At 71.3% G+C, this 20,839-nt stretch carries 17 protein-coding genes; 11 read left to right on the plus strand and 6 right to left on the minus strand.

Annotation, left to right across the window (positions count from 1 at the left end):
* The first annotated feature begins 112 nt into the window (after window positions 1–112).
* Genes IAI59_RS19120 through IAI59_RS19150 form a run of 7 tightly spaced genes read left to right on the plus strand, consistent with a single transcriptional unit; the run spans window position 113 to window position 7,038 of the window.
* On the plus strand, window positions 113–1,399 hold the full coding sequence (locus IAI59_RS19120) for an aconitase/3-isopropylmalate dehydratase large subunit family protein (protein WP_207415970.1): 1,287 nt from the start codon (window positions 113–115) through the stop codon (window positions 1,397–1,399).
* Entirely contained in the window at window positions 1,396–1,887 is a 492-nt protein-coding gene (locus tag IAI59_RS19125) for a LeuD/DmdB family oxidoreductase small subunit (protein ID WP_207415971.1), read from the plus strand. Before IAI59_RS19120 ends, IAI59_RS19125 begins: the two co-directional genes overlap by 4 nt.
* A gap of 28 nt (window positions 1,888–1,915) precedes the next feature.
* Window positions 1,916–2,806, plus strand: coding sequence for an isocitrate lyase/PEP mutase family protein (locus tag IAI59_RS19130; protein WP_207415972.1), 891 nt, complete (start codon window positions 1,916–1,918; stop codon window positions 2,804–2,806).
* Between the two features lie 7 nt (window positions 2,807–2,813).
* The gene (locus tag IAI59_RS19135; protein WP_207415973.1) at window positions 2,814–3,950 is read left to right on the plus strand and encodes an iron-containing alcohol dehydrogenase; all 1,137 of its coding nucleotides are present in this window, start codon (window positions 2,814–2,816) and stop codon (window positions 3,948–3,950) included.
* A 37-nt stretch (window positions 3,951–3,987) separates the two neighbouring features.
* A complete protein-coding gene (locus IAI59_RS19140; protein WP_207415974.1) occupies window positions 3,988–4,980 on the plus strand; it encodes a Bug family tripartite tricarboxylate transporter substrate binding protein in 993 nt (330 codons plus the stop codon).
* 49 nt (window positions 4,981–5,029) lie between these two features.
* Window positions 5,030–6,040, plus strand: a complete 1,011-nt coding sequence (locus tag IAI59_RS19145) for a P1 family peptidase (protein ID WP_207415975.1) — start codon at window positions 5,030–5,032, stop codon at window positions 6,038–6,040.
* Complete coding sequence (locus IAI59_RS19150) at window positions 6,037–7,038, plus strand: zinc-binding alcohol dehydrogenase family protein (protein WP_207415976.1); 1,002 nt, start codon at window positions 6,037–6,039, stop codon at window positions 7,036–7,038. The genes IAI59_RS19145 and IAI59_RS19150 overlap by 4 nt, the downstream gene beginning before the upstream one ends.
* 34 nt (window positions 7,039–7,072) lie before the next feature.
* Here the strand turns inward: IAI59_RS19150 and fdhD are convergent, their stop codons facing one another.
* Both fdhD and IAI59_RS19160 read right to left on the minus strand, forming a co-directional pair.
* Window positions 7,073–7,873, minus strand: coding sequence for a formate dehydrogenase accessory sulfurtransferase FdhD (gene fdhD / locus IAI59_RS19155; protein ID WP_237181237.1), 801 nt, complete (start codon window positions 7,871–7,873; stop codon window positions 7,073–7,075).
* Window positions 7,870–10,152 (minus strand): FdhF/YdeP family oxidoreductase, encoded by a 2,283-nt coding sequence (locus IAI59_RS19160; protein ID WP_207415977.1) that lies wholly within the window; start codon window positions 10,150–10,152, stop codon window positions 7,870–7,872. The genes fdhD and IAI59_RS19160 overlap by 4 nt, the downstream gene beginning before the upstream one ends.
* 523 nt (window positions 10,153–10,675) lie before the next feature.
* On the opposite strand from IAI59_RS19160, the gene IAI59_RS19165 reads away from it, so the two are divergent.
* On the plus strand, window positions 10,676–10,885 hold the full coding sequence (locus IAI59_RS19165; protein ID WP_207415978.1) for a hypothetical protein: 210 nt from the start codon (window positions 10,676–10,678) through the stop codon (window positions 10,883–10,885).
* 38 nt (window positions 10,886–10,923) lie between these two features.
* Here the strand turns inward: IAI59_RS19165 and IAI59_RS19170 are convergent, their stop codons facing one another.
* The 4 genes from IAI59_RS19170 to IAI59_RS19185 all read right to left on the minus strand — a co-directional run bounded on the left by IAI59_RS19170 (window position 10,924) and on the right by IAI59_RS19185 (window position 18,378).
* On the minus strand, window positions 10,924–11,418 hold the full coding sequence (locus IAI59_RS19170) for a cupin domain-containing protein (protein WP_207415979.1): 495 nt from the start codon (window positions 11,416–11,418) through the stop codon (window positions 10,924–10,926).
* 108 nt (window positions 11,419–11,526) lie between these two features.
* Entirely contained in the window at window positions 11,527–13,740 is a 2,214-nt protein-coding gene (locus tag IAI59_RS19175; RefSeq protein ID WP_207415980.1) for an amylo-alpha-1,6-glucosidase, read from the minus strand.
* Between the two features lie 58 nt (window positions 13,741–13,798).
* A complete protein-coding gene (locus tag IAI59_RS19180; RefSeq protein ID WP_207415981.1) occupies window positions 13,799–15,967 on the minus strand; it encodes a TonB-dependent siderophore receptor in 2,169 nt (722 codons plus the stop codon).
* A 131-nt stretch (window positions 15,968–16,098) separates the two neighbouring features.
* Window positions 16,099–18,378 (minus strand): heavy metal translocating P-type ATPase, encoded by a 2,280-nt coding sequence (locus IAI59_RS19185; protein WP_237180499.1) that lies wholly within the window; start codon window positions 18,376–18,378, stop codon window positions 16,099–16,101.
* A gap of 107 nt (window positions 18,379–18,485) precedes the next feature.
* Here IAI59_RS19185 and IAI59_RS19190 point away from each other — a divergent pair, with 107 nt between their 5' ends.
* The 3 genes from IAI59_RS19190 to IAI59_RS19200 are packed head-to-tail and all read left to right on the plus strand — an operon-like array spanning window position 18,486 to window position 20,814.
* Complete coding sequence (locus tag IAI59_RS19190; RefSeq protein ID WP_207415982.1) at window positions 18,486–18,956, plus strand: MerR family transcriptional regulator; 471 nt, start codon at window positions 18,486–18,488, stop codon at window positions 18,954–18,956.
* 21 nt (window positions 18,957–18,977) lie between these two features.
* Window positions 18,978–19,802 (plus strand): tellurite resistance TerB family protein, encoded by an 825-nt coding sequence (locus IAI59_RS19195; RefSeq protein ID WP_207415983.1) that lies wholly within the window; start codon window positions 18,978–18,980, stop codon window positions 19,800–19,802.
* Window positions 19,803–19,860: 58 nt separating this feature from the next.
* Window positions 19,861–20,814, plus strand: coding sequence for an alpha/beta hydrolase (locus IAI59_RS19200; RefSeq protein WP_207415984.1), 954 nt, complete (start codon window positions 19,861–19,863; stop codon window positions 20,812–20,814).
* The last annotated feature ends 25 nt before the right edge of the window (window positions 20,815–20,839 follow it).

Below are 20,839 nucleotides of genomic sequence, written 5' to 3' on the forward strand. Positions count from 1 at the left end.
TTTACGCGATGCGGGGACGTGCTATCGTTTGCGCATATGCCGGGTCGCAGCCTGGCGGCAAACGAGCAGCGCCCGGCGCCCCGCCGCGGCCTGCCATGGAGGGAGCGGCGCCATGCGGGACGGCACCATCACGCAGAAGATCCTGGCCGCGCATGCGGTTGGCGGCGAGGCCCCGGCCGGCGCCATCGTCACCATCCGCCCGGACGTGGTGCTGCTGAACGACGTGTCCGGCCCGCTGTCCTTCGAGCAGTTCGATCGGATGGGCGCGGCCCGACCCTTCGACCCCGAGCGCATCGTGCTGGTGGCCGACCACTTCGCCCCCGCGCCGGACATCGTGGCGGCCGGCGCCATCGCCCTGACGCGCGATTTCGCCAAGGCACACGGCATCCGCCATTACTACGAGCCGGGCCGCGGCGGCATCGAGCACACGCTGCTGGCGGAGCTCGGCATGGTCGGCCACGGCACCATCGTCTTCGGCGCCGACAGCCACACCTGCACGGCAGGCGCCTTCAACGCCCTGGGCATCGGCTTCGGCTCCACCGACCTCGCCGGCGCCCTGGCCATGGGGCAGCTCTGGATGCGCGTGCCCGACAGCATCCGCGTCGAGCTGACCGGGCAGCCCGGCCCCTATGTGACGGGCAAGGACGTGATCCTGGAGCTGATCCGCCGCATCGGCTCGGACGGCGCCGCCGATGCCGCGCTGGAATTCGGCGGCCCGGGCGTGGCGGCGCTGGCGATCGACGAGCGGATGGCGGTGGCCAACATGGCGGTGGAGGCCGGTGCCGACACCTGCGTGTTCGAGGGCGATGCGGCGTCCACGGCCGACATGGTCAAGCGCGGGGTGCCGGCGGCCGCGGCCGTGGCCGCCGACCCCGACGCCGTGTATCGCCAGCGCATCGAGATCGACCTTTCCTCGCTGACGCCCATGGTGGCCAGGCCCCCCTCCCCGGCCTCGGGCGTCGCGGTCGGTGCCCTGCGCGGGCAGAAGGTGGACCAGGTCTATGTCGGCAACTGCTCCAACGGCACCATGACCGACCTGCGGCAATGCGCCGAGATGCTGCGCGGCCGGCAGATCGCCCCCGGCGTCCGCATGGTGGTGGTTCCCGCCACCCAGAAGATCTGGCGCGAGGCGCTGGCGGAAGGGTTGCTGGATGTCTTCGCCGCCGCCGGCGCCGCCGTTTCCACCCCCACCTGCGGCGCCTGCTTCGGCGGCCACATGGGCATCCTGGCCGCCGGCGAAACCGCCATCGCCACCACCAACCGCAACTATCGCGGCCGCATGGGGCACCCGGACAGCCAAGTGTTCCTGGCCAATGCCTGGGTCGCCGCCGCCGCCGCCGTGGCCGGCGAGATCGTCCCGCCCGAGGACGTCGCCCGCATGCTGGAGACCGTTGCATGAGCACCTTTCAGGGCCGCGTTCACCGCTTCGGCGACGAGGTGAACACCGACGTCATCCTGCCCGGCCGCTACCTGTCCCTGCGCAAGCCGGAGGAGCTGGGCCAGCACTGCATGGAAGGGCTGGACCCTGACTTCGTGAAGCGCGTGCGGCCGGGCGACATCCTGGCCGTCGGCCGCAACTTCGGCTGCGGTTCCTCGCGCGAGCATGCGGTGATCGCGCTCAAGGCCGCCGGCGTCGCGGCCATCGTGGCGCACAGCGCGGCGCGCATCTTCTTTCGCAACGCCGTCAACCTCGGCCTGCCCGTGCTGCTTTGCCCCGAGGGTGCGGCGGCGCTGCGGGCGGACGAGGACGCACGCATCGACCTGGACAGCATGACCGTGGCGCAGGGCAGCATGCAGTGGCAGGCCTTGCCGCTGGGCGATGAAGTCCGCGCCATCCTGGCCGCCGGCGGGCTGGTGCCGCGCGTCCGCGCCGCGCTGGCGGCTTAAGAACACTCCAAAGAGGAAAGACACACACATGGCCGATCCCCGCCTCAAGGCAGCCCTCGCCGCCAAGCAGTTCGTCGTCGCCCCCGGCATCTTCGACATGATCTCCGCCCGCATCGCGGACCGCATGGGCTTCAACGCGCTGTATGCCACCGGCTACGGCACTGTCGCCTCGCATCTCGGCATCCCCGACGCGGGCGTGGCCACCTTCACCGACATGGTGTCCCGCATGGCGCGCTTCGCGCAGGGCAGCACCACGCCGGTGATCGCCGATGCCGACACCGGCTACGGCGGCCTGCTGAACGTGCGCCACACCGTGATGGGGTATGAGGCCGGCGGCGTGACGGCGATCCAGCTGGAAGACCAGGAAGTGCCCAAGAAGTGCGGCCACACCCCCGGCCGCCGCGTGATCCCGGCCGAGGAGATGGCGCTGAAGATCGAGGTCGCCGCGGAGGCCCGCAAAAGCAGCGACTTCCTGATCATCGCCCGCACCGACGCCCGCACCACGCTGGGCCTGGACGAGGCGATCCGCCGCGGCAAGCTGTACCGCCAGGCCGGCGCCGACATCGTCTTCATCGAAAGCCCGGAATCCGAGGACGAGATGAAGCGCATCGGCCAGGAGATCGACGCGCCGCTGCTGGCCAACAACGTCGACGGCGGCGGCCGCACGCCGATCCTGTCGGCCGAGAAGCTTGCCTCCTTCGGCTACGACATCGCCATCTACCCGGCGGTGGGCTTCCTGACGGTCGCGCAGGCGCTGGAGAATTCCTACCGCCACCTGCTGCAGCACGGCGACACCAACGGCCTGCCCGAGGGCGTGATCTACGACTTCGGCAAGATGAACGAGCTGATGGGCTTCCCCGAGGTCTGGGACTTCGACAAGCGCTGGGCGCGGCCGGACGCCAAGCAGGCGGCGGAATAACGCCGCCATGCTGGCGATGAACTTCGCGACCACCCCGCGCATCGTGCTGCGCGACGGCGCGCTGGACAAGCTGCCGGCGATCCTGGCCGAGTTCGGCGTCCGCCACGTGGCCTTGGTCACCGACGCCGGGCTGGTGCGCGCCGGGCTGGTGGCGCCGGTGGAGGCATCGTTGCGCGCGGCGGGGCTTTCCGTCACGCTGTATGATGCCGTGCAGGCCGACCCGCCGGAGCACATCGTGCTCGGCGCGGTGGAGCAGCTGCGGGCGGCGGGCGTGGATGGCGTCTTCGCCCTCGGCGGCGGCAGCGCCATGGATGTCGCGAAGCTGGTCGCCTACCTGCTCCGCTCGCCCTGCGCGCTGGACACCATCTACGGCGTCGACCTCGCCCGCGGCGCGCGCCTGCCGCTGGTGCTGGCGCCGACCACGGCCGGCACCGGGTCCGAGGTCACGCCCATCTCCATCGTCACCACGGCGGGCGACGAGAAGCGGGGCGTCGTGTCCCGCCGCCTGTTGCCCGATGTGGCGCTGCTGGACCCTGCGCTGACGCTCGGCCTGCCCGGCCCGGTGACGGCGGCCACCGGCATCGACGCCATGGTGCATGCCATCGAGGCCTTCACCAGCAAACGCCTGAAGAATCCGCTATCGGACGTGCTGGCGCAGCAGGCGCTGGCGCTGCTTTCGGCCAACCTGCCGCGCGTCCTGGCGAACGGCAGGGATGTCGAGGCGCGCGGCGCCATGCTGCTGGGCTCCTGCCTCGCCGGCATGGCCTTCGCCAATGCGCCGGTGGCTGCCGTGCACGCGCTCGCCTATCCGCTGGGCGGTCGCTACCACGTGCCGCACGGGCTTTCCAACGCGCTGATGCTGTTGCCGGTGCTGCGCTTCAACCTGGCCGCCGCCGCGCCGCTCTACGCGCAGCTCGCCTCCTCGGTGGGCGCCACGGCGCAAACGGCGGAGGGCTTCCTGGCGGCCATCGAGACGCTGGTGGCGGGCTGCGACATGCCCAAGCGGCTGCATGAGCTGCAGGTGACGCGCGACAGCCTGCCGCAGCTGGCGCGCGACGCCATGCAGCAGCAGCGCCTGTTGATCAACAACCCGGTGGAGGTCTCCGAGGCCGACGCCCTGCGGCTCTACGAAGAGGCGTTCTGAACGCCCGCTGCCTGCCCTCACGAGGAACGTCCAAGCAATGACAACAAAGACCATCCTGACCCGCCGCGCCCTTGGCGGGCTGGCCGCCGGCCTGCTCGCCACCCCTGCCCTGGGCGCCCCCGCTGCCGCCGCCTGGCCGGACCGGCCGGTGCGCATGGTGGTGCCCTTCGGGGCCGGCGGCGCCATCGACACCCTGGCCCGCGTCTTCGGACAGCGCTTCCAGGAATTCGCCAACGGCCAATCGCTGGTGATCGAGAACCGCTCCGGCGCCGGCGGGCTGGTGGCGGGCGCCTATGTGACGCAGCAGCCGCCCGACGGCTACACGCTGATGATGGCCGACATCGGCGCCAACGCCATCGGCAAGGAATTGAACCCGCGCATCGGCTACGACCCGATGACCGGCTTCACGCCCATCATGCAGGGCGCCAAGCTCAACGCGACGCTGATGGCCAATCCCAAGGTCAAGGAGCAGACGGTCGCCGAGATCATCGCACGCGCCAAGGCGGAGCCGGACTACTACACCTATGCCTCGGCCGGCGTCGGCAACGGCAGCCACCTGTTCATGGCGCTGCTGGAACGCCAGGCCGGCATCTCCATGGTGCACGTCCCCTACCGCAGCGGTTCCGAGGCCGTTACGGCGGTGATGCGCGGCGACGCGCAGTTCGTGTTCCCCACCCTGTCCTCCGGCCTGCAGATGGTGCGTGGTGGCCAGATCCGCGCGGTGGCCATGGGCGGCCCGGCGACGGACATGCTGCCCGGCGTGCCCGCCATCGCGGACACGCTCCCCGGCTTCGACGTCGCCATCTGGTACGCCTTCGCCGCACCGCCGGGCATGGACCCGGCGCTGGCCGACCGCATCAACGCGGTGCTCAACCAGATCGCGGCACTGCCCGAGGTGCGCAAGGCGGTGGCCGAAAGCCAGGCGGGCGTCGTGGTCGGCGGCACGCGAAAGGAATTCGCCGACTTCCTGAAGGCCGAATACGACCGCTGGACCCCGGTGATCCGCGAAGGCGGCATCCGCGTCGAGTGACGCGGCGCCCGGCTTGGCGGCCGGGCGGCGGGGCCCCAGGATGGCGGGCATGGACCTGAACCTGCTGACCGACATCCCCGGCCTCCGCGTCGGCCATGCCACCGACCCGGCGCTGGGCTCCGGCGTCACCGCCATCCTGTTCGATGCGCCGGCCGTCGCCGCCGTGGCCATCGGCGGCGGTGCCCCCGGCACGCGCGACACCGACCTGCTGCGCACCGACATGACGCTGGAGCGCGTGGACGCCATCGTGCTGTCCGGCGGCTCGACCTTCGGGCTGGACGCGGCGGGGGGCGTGCAGGCGGCACTGCGGGAAGACGGGCGCGGCATCCGCTTCGGCGGCGTGAACGTTCCACTGGCGCCCCAGGCCATCCTGTTCGACCTGCTGAACGGCGGCGACAAGGACTGGGGCCGCTTCAGCCCGTACCGCGAACTGGGCTACCAGGCGGCGCGCGCCGCCGCCACTGGCGCCTTCGCGCTCGGTTCCGTGGGCGCCGGCACGGGGGCCACCACAGCCACGGTCAAGGGCGGGCTGGGCTCGGCCAGCACCGTCACGGCGCAGGGCCACCGCGTGGCGGCGATCATGGCGGTGAACGCGGTCGGCACGCCGTTGATCGGCGATGGCCCCTGGTTCTGGGCTGCGCCCTTCGAATGCGGCAACGAGTTCGGCGGGCGGGGCCTGCCGGAGTTCCGCCCGGAATACCTGACGCCGCGCCTGAAGGGCGGTCCTGGCACCGCCACCACCATCGGGCTGGTGGTGACGGATGCGGCGCTATCCAAGGTCCAGGCCCGGCGGCTGGCCACCATGGGGGACGACGGGCTGGCCCGCGCCATCCTGCCCGCCCATGCGCCGACCGATGGCGACACCCTGTTCGCCGCCTCGACCGGGACGCGGGAGTTGCACGATCCCATCGCCGAGCTCACGCAACTCGGCCATGCGGCGACCCAGGTGGTGGCAAGGGCCGTCGCGCGCGCCATCTACCATGCCCGGTCCCTGGCCTGGCCCGGCGCGCAGCCGGCCTGGGTGGACCGATTCGAAAGCGGAAAGGCGACACACGCATGAAAGCCGTTGGCTACCACGCTCCGGGCGACGCATCGGCCCTGGACGACATCGAGCGGCCGCACCCGCACCCCGAGGTCCATGACCTGGTGGTGGAGGTCCGCGCCATCTCGGTCAACCCGGTGGATACCAAGGTGCTGGGCCGCGCGGCGCCCAATGGCAACGAGCCGGGCGTGCTGGGCTTCGACGCCGCCGGCGTGGTGCGCACCGTCGGCCCCGCCGTGACGCTGTTTCGCCCGGGCGACGAGGTATTCTACGCGGGTGCCCTGAACCGCCCCGGCAGCAACGCTGAGTTCCAGGCGGTGGACGAGCGGCTGGTCGGCCGCAAGCCCGCCAACCTGTCCTTCGCGGAGGCGGCCGCCATGCCGCTGACCAGCCTGACGGCCTGGGAGCTGCTGTTCGACCGCCTGAAGGTGTCGCGGCAAAGCACCGGCACGCTGCTGGTGATCAACGGCGCCGGCGGCGTCGGCTCCGTGCTGATCCAGATGGCGCGGCAGCTTACCGGGTTGACCGTGGTGGCCACCGCGTCGCGCCCGGAAAGCATCGACTGGTGCAAGCGCATGGGCGCGCATCACGTGATCGATCACCACCGCCCGCTGGACGAGGCGCTGAAGGACGCGGGCATCGAGCAGGCGGAATACGTGGCCAGCCTGACCGGTTCCGACGAGCACCTGCCGGCCATCGCCAAGCTGATCGCGCCGCAGGGCCACCTGGCCCTGATCGACGACCCCAAGGTCTTCGACATCGTGCCGCTGAAGACCAAGAGCATCACGGTCAGCTGGGAGCTGATGTTCACCCGCTCGCTGTTCCAGACGCCGGACATGGCGGCGCAGCACCAGGCTTTGAACGAGGTGGCATCGCTGCTGGAAGCCGGCACGTTGAAGACGACGCTGCAGCAGCACTACGGCACCATCAGCGCCGCCAACCTCCGCCGGGCGCACGAGTTGCTGCGCAGCGGCCGCAGCATCGGCAAGGTGGTGCTGGAAGGCTTCGCCGCCTGAAGGCCAGGGCCGGCGCGGCGGATGCCGCGCCGGCTCAGGCTTCCTCGATGCGCCAGGGGTGGGTGAAGACCTCGAACCCGTCCCGCCGGGCGATGCCGACCACGGTGATGCCGGCCGTTTCCGCCACCTGCAGGGCCAGGACGGTGGGTGCGGACACGCCCGCCAGCACCGCCACGCCCATCATCGCCGCCTTCTGCACCAGCTCCACCGAGATGCGGCTGGTCATCAGCACCATGCCATCAGCCGGCCGCAGCGCCCGGGCTGCCAGCGCGCCCGCCAATTTGTCCATGGCGTTGTGGCGGCCCACATCCTCGCGCAGCGCCGCCAGCCCCAGCGCGGGGTGCCAAAAGGCGGCCGCGTGCACGGCGCGCGTTTCGGCGTGTAGCTGCTGCGCCGGCGGCAGGGCTTCCAGCGCCGCCGCCACCTCCTGCGGTGTGAAGCGCGCGCCCTGCCCCACCCGCGGCACGGCGCGCTGTGCCTGGGACAGAGTTTCCAGCCCGCACATGCCGCAACCCACCGGCCCCGCCATGCGGCGGCGGCGGGCCGCCAGCGCATCGCCCCGGTCCGCCCGCAACCAGAAGCGCAGGTCGATGCCGGTGGGCAGCGAAACCACCTCCAGGCTCTCGACCTCCGAGGCATCCTCAAGGATCCCCTCGGTCAGGCTGAAGCCGATGCCGAAGTCCCGCAGGTCGTCCGGCGTCGCCATCATCACCGCGTGGGACACGCCGTCATAGGTGAAGGCGACGGCGACCTCCTCCGGCAGGGCGCGGTCGCCCTCCACCCAACCGCCGGCGCGCCAGGCGCGGCGCGGGGCGGCGCGGGCGCCGATGTTCACGCGGCACCCGCGTCAGGCGTGATGCGCACGGGCACCGACTTAGCGGCCGGCACCTTGGCGCGCTCGGCATGGTGCCACAGCGGGATCAGCGGGTTGCATTCCGGGTAGTAGGCGGCGCAACAGCCGTCGGGAACGTCGTAGGCCACCACGCGCATGCTGCCGACGCTGCGTGTCCGCCCGTCCTGCACCGCCGTGGTCAGTCGCACCGTCTGGCCGTCCGAAAGGCCCAGCCGCACCATGTCGTTGCGGCCGATGAACAGCACCCGCCGCGTGCCGTTGACCCCGCGGAAGCGGTCGTCATAGCCATAGATAGTGGTATTGAACTGGTCGTTGGAGCGGATGGTCATCAACCGCAGCACGTCCGGCCCCAGGGCCGGTGCATCCGGGTCCGCCACCAGCCCGGCCGGGACAATGAAGTTGGCCTTGCCGGTCTTGGTCTTCCAGATCCGCTCGCGTGCCGCGCGGGCACGCGGGAAGCCGCCGGGCTTGCGCAGCCGCGCGTTGTAGTCGTGAAAGCTTTCCGGCAGGGATTCGGCCACCGCGTCGCGGATGCGCGCGTAGTCGGCCACCCAGTCGTCCCACGGCACCTTGCCGCTGTCCGGCAGGGTGGCCTTGGCCAGCTCAGCGATGATCGCCGGTTCAGAGCGGAGGTGCGGCCCGGCCGGCTTGGCCACGCCGCGCGACGGATGGATCTGGCCGTTGGAGTCCTCGATCGAGACCAGCTGCGGCCCGTTGCGCTGCTCGTCGATTTCCGTGCGCCCGAGGCAGGGCAGCAGAAAGGTGACTTCGCCCGGGATCAGGTGATTGCGGTTCAGCTTGGTGGCGATCTGCACGGAAAGCCGCAGCCGGGGCCAGGCTTCTTCCATCGCCTCGGTTTCCGGCACGGCGCGGATGAAGTTGCCGCCCAGGCCCAGAAAGCCGCGCACGCTGCCGTCGATGATGCCTTCGCAGGTTTCGACCGTGTTGCGGCCCAGCTTGCGCGGCGACTTGAAGCCGTATTGCTGGTCCAGCTTGTCCAGCGGCGCCAGCTCGGGCTTTTCCGTGATGCCGACGGTGCGCTGGCCCTGCACGTTGGAATGGCCGCGCACCGGGCAGATGCCCGCGCCGGCCTTGCCGATGTTGCCGCGCAGCAGAAGCAGATTGACCAGCATCTGCACGGCCTCCACGCCGCGCCGGTGCTGCGTGATGCCCATGCCATAAACCAGCACCACGCCATCGGCCGCGGCGTAGACCCGCGCGGCGCTTTCCAGCGCGGCACGGGTCAGCCCGGACTCACGCTCGATCTCGGCCCAGTCGCTTTTGCGGGCGTAGTCCTGGAAGTCCGCGAATCCATGCGTGTGTTGCTGGATGAAGGCATGGTCCAGCACCTTGGCGCCGGCATCATCCGCCATCACCAGGGCCTTGCACAGGCCGAGCACCGCCGCGATGTCACCACCCGCCCGGAGCTGGTGGTATTCGGACGAGATCCGCGTTTCCTTGCCCGTTAGCATCTCCACCGGCGACTGCGGGTTGGTGAAGCGCTCCAGGCCCCGTTCGCGCAGCGGATTGAAGGTGACGATCGGCACGCCGCGCTTGGAGGCCTCCTGCAAGGGGTGCAGCATGCGCGGGCTGTTGGTGCCGACGTTCTGGCCGAAAAAGAAGATCGCGTCGGTCTGCTCGAAATCCTCCAGCGTCACCGTGCCGACCGGAATGCCGATGCTTTCCGGCAGCGCGACCGAGGTGCTCTCGTGGCACATGTTCGAAGAGTCGGGCAGGTTGTTGTTGCCGTACAACCGCGCGAAGAGCTGCCACATGTAAGACGTCTCAAGCGCCGCGCGGCCCGAGGCGTAGAAGATCACCGACTCCGGGTCGAGCTTCCGCAGTTCGGCGCCGATCTCCCTGTAGGCATCCTCCCAGGCGACGGGGCGATAGGTGTCGCTGGCCTTGTCCCACCGCATGGGGTGAGTCAGCCGCCCTTCCGCTTCCAGCGCATGGTCGGTCCAGCCGCGCAGCTCGGCCAGCGTGTGCCCGGCGAAGAATTCGGGTGGCACGCGCTTGGAGGTGATCTCCCAGGCCGTGGCCTTGGCGCCGTTCTCGCAATATTCGAAGACCGCGGGCTGCGCCGGCTTTTCCCAGGCGCAGCTGACGCAGGAAAAGCCGTCATGCTTGTTCTGCTTCAACAGCAGCGCATTGCCGGCGGCGAGGCGGTTTTCCCGCGCGAGAATCCCTTCCACAGACTTCAGGGAGCCCCAACCTCCGGCCGGACCAACATAGGGCTCGATAGACGGGTCGTCGGACATGGGGGGCTTCCTTCAGGTCGGCAGGGGCATGGGCGGATGCACCGGGTGCCGTGCAGAACTGGCCACCGCACCGCCACACCGCCGGCATGCGAAACCGTGCGGCGGGAAGCGGAGGAGGGCGGTCGGCATCGCGAGCAGGCTCCCTGCCGGTGCGACGGCACCGACATCGTGATTGCGGATCAACGCTAGGCGGGGCCGGACCGTTGCCGCGCCGCCGTCACGATGCCCGACCAAAGTTTCCACGCCGAAATTTTGTGTTTATAAAAATTATGCTTGCGTGCGTGCTGGTTAAGGAGCATCACCCCCGCGCCATTCCAGCAACCGGGCTTCGGCCCCGCGGGGATTTGACCCATGCAGCTTGCACCGCGTCACCAAATGCTAAAGCGCCATCCTGCCTGCCGGATGATGGCGACCCTGGCCGTGGCCCGAATGCGCTGTCGGCGCTGACGCGCCGCACGCCTCGCCCACAGCCACGCACCACATCCCCGGGTACCTCCGCGTGCCCCGGCAGGAGTTCGCTTTCATGATCGCCTCACGCCCCATCGACATTGCGGGCCGCTTTGTCGGCGTCGCCGTTTCTCATCACGCCGGCTGGCGCTTTCGCGCCGTCGATCCCGTGGTGGACGACCTGGACGGCGCCACCTTCAGCAGCCTGGGGGAAGCCGCCCGGGTGGCGCAGCTGGTGGCCGCGCGCACGCAGGACTGGGCACGCGGCAAGGCCCGCGTCGCCTGAAGCCCGGGGGGGGGGCCAAAAGCCCCCCCCGATTCCGGTTAGCCCTTATGGATCGGGTCGATCCAGGGCACGTTCTCCGGCTGCTCCGCCGGTTCGATCTCCAGGTTCACCACCACCGCCTCGTTGTCGCTGCGGACCAGCACGCATTCCAGCGTCTCGTCTTCCAGGGCGTTGATCTCCTGGTGCGGCACGAAGGGCGGCACGTAGATGAAGTCGCCCGGCCCGGCCTCGGCCACGTATTCCAGCGCCTCGCCCCAGCGCAGCCGCGCGCGCCCCTTCACCACGTAGATCACGCTTTCCAGCGGCCCATGGTGATGCGCGCCGGTCTTGGCGTTGGCATGGATGTGCACGGTGCCGGCCCAGATCTTCTGCGCGCCGACGCGCGCCAGATTGATGGCGGCGGCCCGGTTCATGCCGGGCGTCTGCGCGGTGTTCGTGTCCAGCTTGTCGCCGGGGATGACGCGGACGCCGGAATGCTTCCAGCCATCCGGCGGCACCTCCAGCGAGCCATGGTCGTGGCCGTCATGCGGCATGGTCGGCGCTCCTTGTTCTTGTTTCGCGGCACTGCGGAAAAGCCGCGCGGATGGTAGATCGGCCGCTGTGCGGCGGTCCACCGGCGCGGCCACCCGGCGGCGTGCCAGCTAGCTCGTCATGGTGGCGCGGATGGCACCCTCGCGCGACAGAACCGCCATGCCCACCTCGCTGTCCACCCGGCGGAAGCCGATGTCGATGCGGCTGTCGGCCAGCCGGAGGTTACGCAGTGCCACCGTGTCCAGGAACGCCGGCAGCGAGGGGCGCTGAAAGCCCACGCAGCCATCCGACGGGTCAAAGCGCAGCCCCAGGCAGGAGGCCAGCAGCGACAAGGGCGTGACCGCCGCCCAGGCCTGCGGCGCGCAGGCCACGGGGTAGGGCGTCGGGCCATCGCCGTTGCGCCGGGGAAAGCCGCAGAACAGTTCCGGCAGCCGCCGCAGCTCCAGATGCTCGGCGGCGGCGAACATGCCGTCCAGCACCCGCGCGGCCTCGGCGCGAAAGCCGTAGCGGGAAAAGCCGGCGGCGATCATGGCGTTGTCGTGCGGCCATACCGACCCGTTGTGGTAGCTCATGGGGTTGTAGCGGGCCTCGCCGGCGGCCAGGGTGCGGATGCCCCAGCCGGAAAAGCTCGCCGGGTCCATCAGGGTCCGCACCAGCCGCGCCGCCCGTTCCGGCTTGGCGATGCCGGAAAACAACGCGTGCCCGGCGTTGGAGGAGCGCACGCGGCACGGCCGCCCTTCGCCATCCAGGGCCAGCACGTAGGTGCCTAGCGCCTCGTCCCAGAACACGCGGTCGAAGTCCTCGCGCAGCGCCGCGGCGCGGGCATCCAGCGCCTCGGCGCGCGGCTGCAGGCCCAGCGCGCGGGCGATGCGGGCGGCGGCGCGCCACGCCGCGTAGACATAGCCCTGCATCTCCACCAGCGCGATCGGCCCATCCGCCAGCGTGCCGTCGGCGTGGAAGATGCTGTCGCCGCTGTCCTTCCAGCCCTGGTTCACCAGCCCCTGCGGCGTGCGCCGCTGATAGGTGACAAAGCCGCGCTCGGCACCGCCGCACCGCTGCGCGCGTTCCATCCAGCCCAGCGCGGCCTCGATCTGCGGCCACAGCCGGCGCGGCGTGGCCAGGTCTCCCGTGCGGTCCAGGTAGTCGCCGGCCAGCATCACGAACAGGGGGGTGGAATCAACGCTGCCGTAGTACCGGCCGTAGGGCACCTCGCCCAGTCGCGCCATCTCGCCCGCCCGCATCTCGTGCAGGATCTTGCCGGGCTCGGCATCGTTGGCCGGGTCCTCCGTTGTGGCCTGCGTTTCAGCCAGAAAGGTCAGCACGCCCCGCGCGATCGCCGGGTCGAACCACAGCACCTGCCAGGCGGTGATCAGCGCGTCGCGGCCGAAGGCGGTGCTGAACCAGGGGATGCCGGCATAGGGGTAGGGTCCGCCCGGCTTGTCGGTCAGCAGCATGTCGAGGTCCGCGCCGGCGCGCCGCAGCACCTCGTTGAAGATCTCGTGCGACGTCTCGATGCGCGCGGCGCGCGATGCCATCCGCCGCAGCGCCCGGCGCGACGTGCGGAGCGCGGCATGGAAGGCCCGGTCGGCCCCGGCCTCGGGCAATGCCCGCGCGGGGTTGCCTTCCTCCACCTCAACGGACAGGAACACCACGCATTGCTTGCCCGGCGGCACGTCCAGCACGAAGCCCGCCCCGCCGGGGGCGATGCTGTGCGGCGCGGGGGCGAAGCGCAGGCGGGTGCGGCGCAGGGCGCCGTCCAGCCCGTGGTAGGAGAGTTCCACCGCATCGGCGCGCACCACGGGCGGCTGGTCCTCGCCTCGCACCGGGCGGCGCCGGCCGCGCACCTCGAACAGGTCCACGAAGTCGGCGGCGAAGGCATAGTCGAGCCGCACCTGCTGCGCGCTGTCGCCGAAGTTACGGACCGCCACGCGCTCGTGGCAGGCATTGTTCCAGATGAACTTGGAGCGCCGCAGGTGCAGCTGCCCGCGCGGCATTTCCAGACCCGCGTCGGGGTTGGTCATGTCGCAGGTCAGGGTCGTGTTATCCGCGCTGAGCGCCGAGCCGAGCAGCACCGGCGGCTGGCCGTTCAGTGTCAGGGACAGGCGCGACAGGTAGCGGGTGTCGAGGTGGAACAGCCCTTCGGGGCTGTCAGGGGCGCCATCCAGGTCGCCGGCGCGGTCGAACAGGCCGAAGCTGTCGCCGTGCTTCAGGGCGCGGGGGCGGCGCTCCTGCAAGGAGGTCCGGGCCGTGGGCGGCGCGTCGGCCTGGGGGGTCGGCTGTGGTTGTGGCTGCAAGACTGGCTCTCCCGGCGCTGTGCACAGCATGTCGAGCGCATGGCCGGGAAGTCCAGCCCCGGCGCCGCATCGGCACCGGGGCGGACCGTCACCATTTGTAGCTGAGGCTGCCCAGCACGTTGAGGCTGTTGCCGTAGAAGCAGCCGGTTTCGCCGGCGCAGCGGCTGACATAGCGGGTGTCGGCCAGGTTGCTGGCGTTGACCGCGAACTGCAGCCCCTTCATCCGCTCGCTCAGGCGCGACAGGTCGTAGCGCAGGCTGGCGTCGAACAAGGTCGTGTCCGGCACCACCGCGCCGCCGGTGTTCACCGCCGAGGTATTGCCGAGGTAGCGCACGCCTGCGCCCAGCGTCAGCCCGCCCAGCGGGCCGTTGAAGGCCGCGAAACTGTATTCGGCGTAAAGCCCGGCGTTGTTCTTGGCCACGCCCGCGGGGCGGTGGCCCAGCTCGTTGGCCGCGTTGCTGCGGGTGATCTCCGGGTCCAGGTAGGTGTAGGAGCCGACGAGGCTGACGCCGCCGCCCAGCTCGGCCACCATTTCCAGCTCCACGCCGCGCACGCGGATCTCGCCGACCGAAACCTGCAGGAACGGGCTCCGCAGATCAGGCGTCAGGGTGTTGGCCTGGGTCAGGTGAAAGGCGGCCACCTGCACGAAGGAACGCATGCCGTTGGGCTGGAACTTGATGCCCACCTCGTACTGCTCGCCTTCCAGCGGGTTCCAGGCGTTGCCCTGGCTGTCCGTGCCGATCTGCGGCTGAAAGGAGCGGGCGTAGCTGGCATAGGGCGAGACGCCGTTCTCGCCCAGGTACAGCAGCCCGGCGCGCCAGGTGAAGGCGTCGTCGTTCTGGTAGCGGCGGGCGCCGCCGGCGTCGCGGTCGTCGATGTCGGAATAGGCCCAGTCCTGGCGGATGCCGGCCAGCAGCACCAGCCGGTCGAGCCGCATCTGGTCCTGCAGGTACAGGCCGTACTGGCTGTTGATCTGCCGCACGTTGTCATAGGGCGTGGTCAGCGCCGGCACCGGGCTGCCATAGGCCGGCGTGAACACGTCCAGCCCGCCCGCGAAGTCGAAATACTGCGCGTTGCGGTAGTTCACCCGGCTGTAGTCGAAGCCGCCGAGCAGCGTGTGGGTGAGCGGCCCGGTGGAGAACTCGGCCTTCACCTGGTTGTCCACCTGGAAGGTGCCGACATCGATGTCGGCGCGGTAGGCGAAGCGGTTCAGCGTGCGCCGGTCCGCCTGCAGCCCGCCGCCATAGACCTGGTTCCAGTCGATGTCGGTGTGGCCGTAGCGCAGGTTCTGCTGCACCGACCAGACGTTGTTGAAGCGGTGGCTCAGCTCGTAGCCGACGCCGTACTGGGTGCGGTCGAAGCGGTCGTAGCTTTGCTCGCCGGTGAAGCGGCTGCGCGAGATGCGGCCGAAGGGCGTGGGCTCCACCGTGCCGTCATAGGGCAGGAACTGGTTTCCCGAGGTGCGGTCCCGCTGATAATAGCCCAGCACGGTCAGCGAGGTGTCGGCGGTCGGCTTGAATGTCAGGCTGGGGGCCAGGAAGATGCGGTCGTCCTGCACCTCGTCCACCGCCGTGTCGGCATCGCGCACCAGCCCGGTCAGGCTGTAGGACCAGACGCCGTCGCGCGTCAGGGGGCCGGAGGAATAGCCCTGCGCCTGCAGCCGGTCGTGGCTGCCCGCCGTCAGCCGCACCTCGCCCTGGGCGAAGTCGGTGGGGCGGCGCTGCACCATGTTGACCAGCCCGCCCGGGGCGATCTGGCCGTACAGCACCGAGGTCGGGCCGCGCAGCACCTCGTAGCGTTCCAGGCCATAGGTCTCGAACACGCTGCCGGCATAGCCGGTGTTGTAGCGCAGGCCGTTCAGGAAGATGCCGTTGTCCTGCGCGTTGAAGCCACGCAGCTGGAACCAGTCGGTGCGGCTGTCGGTGCCGTAGTTCTCGCCGCGCACGCCGGCGGTGTAGCGCAGCGCCTCGCCCAGCGTCTGCGCCTGGCGGGCATCGATCTGGTCGCGCGGCACGACGGAGATGGATTGCGGGTTCTCGATCAGCGGCGTGTCGGTCTTGGTGCCGGTGATCTCCTGCTGCGCCACGAAGCCGCGCACCGGGTCCAGCGCGCGCTCACGCTCGCCGGTCACCTGCACGGTCGGCAGCTGCAGCGGCTCGGCGTCCGCCTGCGCCCAGGCGGCGGCGGGAAACAGCGCGGTCGCGGCGAGCAGCCAAAGCGCGCGCCGCGCCGTGGGGCCGATGGGGGTCGCCAGCATCCGCGTCTCTCCTGGAAGGGCCAGGCCTCGGCGCTGGCATTTCCGGCCGCGTAATGCGAATGCCTCTCAGCAGCAATATCGGGCGCGATCACCCCCGGGAATTCCCGCCACGCTGTGGCCGCCGCGCCACATCACGCCAGGCGCGGGCGCCAGCCCAGCAGGCGCAGCGCGTTCAGCGTCACCAGCACGGTGGCCCCGGTATCGGCCAGGATGGCCGGCCACAGCCCGGTGATGCCCAGCAGCGTGGTGACCAGCAGCACCGCCTTCAGCCCGACCGCGACCGCCACGTTCTGCTTGACGTTGGCCAGCGTGGCGCGGGACAGCGCCACCAGCTCCGCCACGCCCGCCACCTGGCCGCGCAGCAGCGCCGCGTCGGCGGCTTCCAGCGCCGCGTCCGTCCCGCCGCCCATGGCGATGCCGACCGAGGCGGCGGCCAGCGCCGGCGCATCGTTGATGCCGTCGCCCACCATGGCCACCGGCCCGGCCTGCCGCAGCGCGCCGATGTGGCGCAGCTTGTCTTCCGGCAGCAGCCCGGCCTCGGCATCCAGGCCCAGGGCGCCGGCGATGGCGGCGGCGGTGCGCGGGTTGTCGCCAGTCAGCATCACCGGGCGCAGGCCCAGCGCCTTGAGGCTGGCGATGCCGGCGGCGGCATCCGCGCGCGGCTCGTCACGCATCGCCAGAAGTGCCAGGGCGGTGCCATCCGCCACCAGCACCACCACTGTCTTGCCTTCCGCTTCCAGCGCGCCGATGCGCGCATGGTCCAGCGTGGCGCCCGCCTCGGCGGCATGGCGCGGGCTGCCCACGGACACGCGCCGGCCTTCCACCACCGCCTGCGCGGCCCGGCCGGGCACGGCGCTGGCCTCGCCCGCCGCCGGCAGCGCCAGCCCCGCCGCGCGTTCCAGGATGGCGCGCGCCAGCGGGTGGCCCGAGCCCTGCTCCACCGCCGCCGCCAGCCGCAGCGCCTCCGCCTCCGTGGCGCCGCCCAGCGGCAACAGGTCGGTCACGCGCGGCCGGCCTTCCGTCAGCGTGCCGGTCTTGTCGAAGGCGATGGTCTTGGCGCTGCCGATCGCCTCCAGCGCCGCGCCGCCCTTGACCAGCAGCCCGCGCCGCGCGCCGGCGGACAGGCCGGACGCCATGGCGGCGGGCACAGAGATCACCAGCGCGCAGGGGCAGGCTACCAGCAGCAGCGCCAGCCCGCGATAGAACCAGGTGCCCCAGTCCCCGCCCAGCAGCGGCGGCAGCAGCATGGTCACCGCCGCGGCGGCCATGGCGCCCGGCGTCCACCAGGTGCTGAACCGCTCGATGAAGCGCTGGGTGGGCGCGCGGGACGCCGTCGCCTCCTCCACCAGCCGTACGATGCGGGCCAGGGTGTTGTCGGCGGCGCCGCGCGTCACGCGCAGCCGCAGCGCGCCGTCGGTGCTGATGGAGGCGGCGATCACGGCATCGCCCACGCCGCGGGTCACCGGCACGCTTTCGCCCGTCACGGGGCTTTCATCCATGGCGCTGCGGCCTTCCAGCACCTCGCCATCGCAGGGCAGCCGCTCGCCGGGGCGGATCAGCACGGTGTCGCCGGGGCGCAGCGCGGCGGCGGGCACCTCCTCCACCGTGCCGGAAGCGGCCTCGCGCCGGGCGGTGCTGGGCATCAGCCCGGCGAGCGCGCGGATGCCGGCACGGGCACGCCCGGCGGCGACATTTTCCAGCAGCTCGCCCAGCGCGAACAGGAACACCACCAGCGCCGCTTCCTGCGCGGCGCCGATGACGATGGCGCCCAGGGCCGCCACGCTCATCAGCGTTTCAATGGAAAACGGGCTGCCGGCGCGGGCCAGCGCCACGGCGCGGCGGCCAAAGGGCCACAGGCCCGCCAGCGTCGCCAGCAGCCAGAACCACTGCGCCTGCGCCGGCAACAGCGCCGAGGCGCCCCAGGCCAGCAGCACGAGCACGCCGATCAGCCCGACCAGCCTTGCCTTGCCGGTGGCATACCAGGGGGTGCCGGCCGCCATCTCGGCATCCTCGTCACCATGCGAATGCGGGATGCCGCCGTGCTGGTGCGCGGCGGCGGGGGCCCCGTGGTCCTGGGTGGCGTGGTCATGGGTGGCGTGGTCGTGATCGTGGTGATCATGGCCATGGTGATCATGCCCGCAACCACCCCCGGCCGGGGCCTGGTCCACCGGCACCGGCCCGGCGACGCGCCGCGCGGTATAGCCCAGCGCCGTCACCTGCCGCTCGATCGCCTCCGCCGTCGCGCCGCCCTCCTCCAGGGTCAGGCTCAGCCGCTCGGCCATGAGGTTGACGCGGATGTCGCTGACGCCGGGTAAGCGGGCCACGGCCTTCTCCACCTTGGCCACGCAGGAGGCGCAGTCCATGCCGCCCACTGTCCAGGCCAGGGTTTCGCTGTCGTGATCATGCGCCATCGCCGGCCTCCGTCGATTCGTCCTGCCCTGTTATGCGACCTCCAGGGACTGGAGGTTCAAGAGGCGATCGTGCAACCCATATGCACGGCACAAGGAGCCCGCGCCGCATGACCGCCCAATTTTCCATCGGTGACCTGGCGCGGGAAACCGCGACCAACGTCCGCACCATCCGGTACTACGAGACGGTGGGGCTGCTGCCGCCGCCGCGCCGCACGCCCGGCAACCAGCGTGTCTACGGCGAGGCGCAGCGCAAGCGCCTGGCCTTTATCCGCCACGCCCGCGACATGGGTTTTTCCATGGAAGCCATCCGCGAGCTGTTGCGGCTGGCCAGCGCGGGCCCTGACACCCCCTGCGCCGACGCCGACGCCATCGCCCGCCGCCAGCTGGACGCGGTGCGCGGCCGGATCGCCCGGCTGCAATCGCTGCAGGCGGAACTGGAGCGGATGACGGAAGCGCATTGCCACACCATCGGCGAATGCCGCGTGATCGAGGTGCTGGCCGACAGCAGCCACGCCCATTGCCTGGACCCCAGCCACGGCCGCGATGGCGAGGCGGGCGCGCATATTGATTTCGCGTAACCCCATGCCGAATTGCTGAGGATGATCGACCCCAAATCCCTCCTCGACCGCTTTCTCGGCCCCAACGCGGGGGCGCAGCTCGGCAATGTGCTGGGGCAGGTGACCGGACAGCGGGGCGCGCAGCCCCCCGCCCGTGCCGGCGGCGGCCCCTGGGGCCTGCCCGCGGCACCGCCGGGCGGCGGCGGGGGCCTGCCGGGCAACCTTGGCGGCATGCTGGGCGGTCTGGGCAGCAAGCTGCCGGGCGGCTTCATGGGCGGCGCCGCCAGCGGCGGGCTGCTCGGAATGCTGCTGGGCGGCGGCAAGGGCGGCAAAGGCATTGGCGGCGTGCTGAGCCATGGCGGCGCGGCGGCGCTGGGCGCGCTGGCCTTCCGGGCCTACCAGAACTGGCAGCAGGGGCAGGCGCCCGCCGCCGCCACGCCCGCCACGGCGCGGGATGCCCAGACCATGGACGCGTCCTTCCACCCGGACGCGCCGGCCGCCGACGGCCAGCCCTTCGCCCTGGCCCTGGTGCGCGCCATGATCGGCGCCGCCAAGGCGGATGGCCATGTGGACGCGCAGGAGCAGGAAGCGATCTTCGCGCATGTGGAGCAGGCGGGCATGGATGCCGAGGCCAAGGCCTTTGTGTTCGACGCCCTGTCCCAGCCCACCGACCTCAACGCCATTGCCGCCAGCGCCGGCACGCAGGAGCAGAAGGCGGAGCTTTACCTCGCCACCTGCCTGGCCATCGACCCGGACCACCCGGCCGAGCGCGCCTACCTGGAAGCCCTGGCGCACCGCCTGGCCCTGCCGGCGGAGCTGGTGGCGCATCTGCGCGCCCAGGCCGACGCCGCCCACAAGGCCGGGTAGCGCCGCTCCCGCCCCTCTGCCATGGTTTCCGCCCCCAAAAGGCGGAGACCAGACGGCGATGAACGACCTGCCTCAAGCCCCGCAGCTCGACGCCGAGGTGCTGCAAGCCCAGGCCCGCATCCGCGAGCGCGGCGTGGCCAACGGCGACATGCTGCGCGACCCGCCCGCCAAGGCACGCGCCGATACCGGCCGCTACCAGGCCTTCCTCAACGAGGGCGGCCCGGCCGCCGACATCACCGAGCATGTGCTGCCCACCACGCCGGAGGTGCGGGTGCGGCTGTATCGGCCGCGCGGCCAGGATGGCGTGTTGCCGGTCTACCTGCACATCCATGGCGGCGGCTTCGCCTTTGGCAGCCTGGATACCGCCGACCGCCTGAAGCGCGAGCTGGCGGAGGAGGCCGGCGTCGTGGTCGCCGGCCTGGACTATGCCCTGGCCCCGGAACACCCCTTCCCCACCGCGCTGGAACAGGTGCTGGCGGTGCTGCGCTGGTTGCACACCGAGGCCGCCTTGCTGAGGATCGACCCGCTGCGCATCGGCATCGGCGGAGACTCGGCCGGCGGCAACCTGGCGCTGTCCAGCCTGCTGCGGCTGCGCGACGAGGGCGGCCCGGTGATCGGCTTCGGCGCCATCGTTTACGGCATGCTGTCCACGGCGCACCAGACGCCGTCGCACTTGCAGCTGGGCGACGGGCGCTTCGGCCTGTCCACCGCCAAGCTGGACTGGTTCTGGGATGCCTACCTCGCCGGCACCGGGCGCGACGACGCGGCGGTCCGCCCGCTGGACGCGCCGCTGGAAGGCCTGCCGCCCCTGCTGCTCATCGCCGCCGCGCTGGACCCGCTGCTGGACGACACGCTGGCCCTGGACCGGCGCCTGACAAACGCCGGCGTGGCGCATGAGATGGTGATCTATGACGGCATGCCGCACGGCTTCCTGGGGCAGACGGCCTTGCTGGAAAAGGCGCGAAACGCGCGGAGCAGGATCGCGGCCAGTCTGCGGCGCTTTCTGGGCTGACGGGGGGTTGGCCAGGGGGCGCCCC

The organism is Roseomonas haemaphysalidis (genome assembly GCF_017355405.1).
In the GTDB taxonomy this organism is placed as follows: domain Bacteria; phylum Pseudomonadota; class Alphaproteobacteria; order Acetobacterales; family Acetobacteraceae; genus Pseudoroseomonas; species Pseudoroseomonas haemaphysalidis.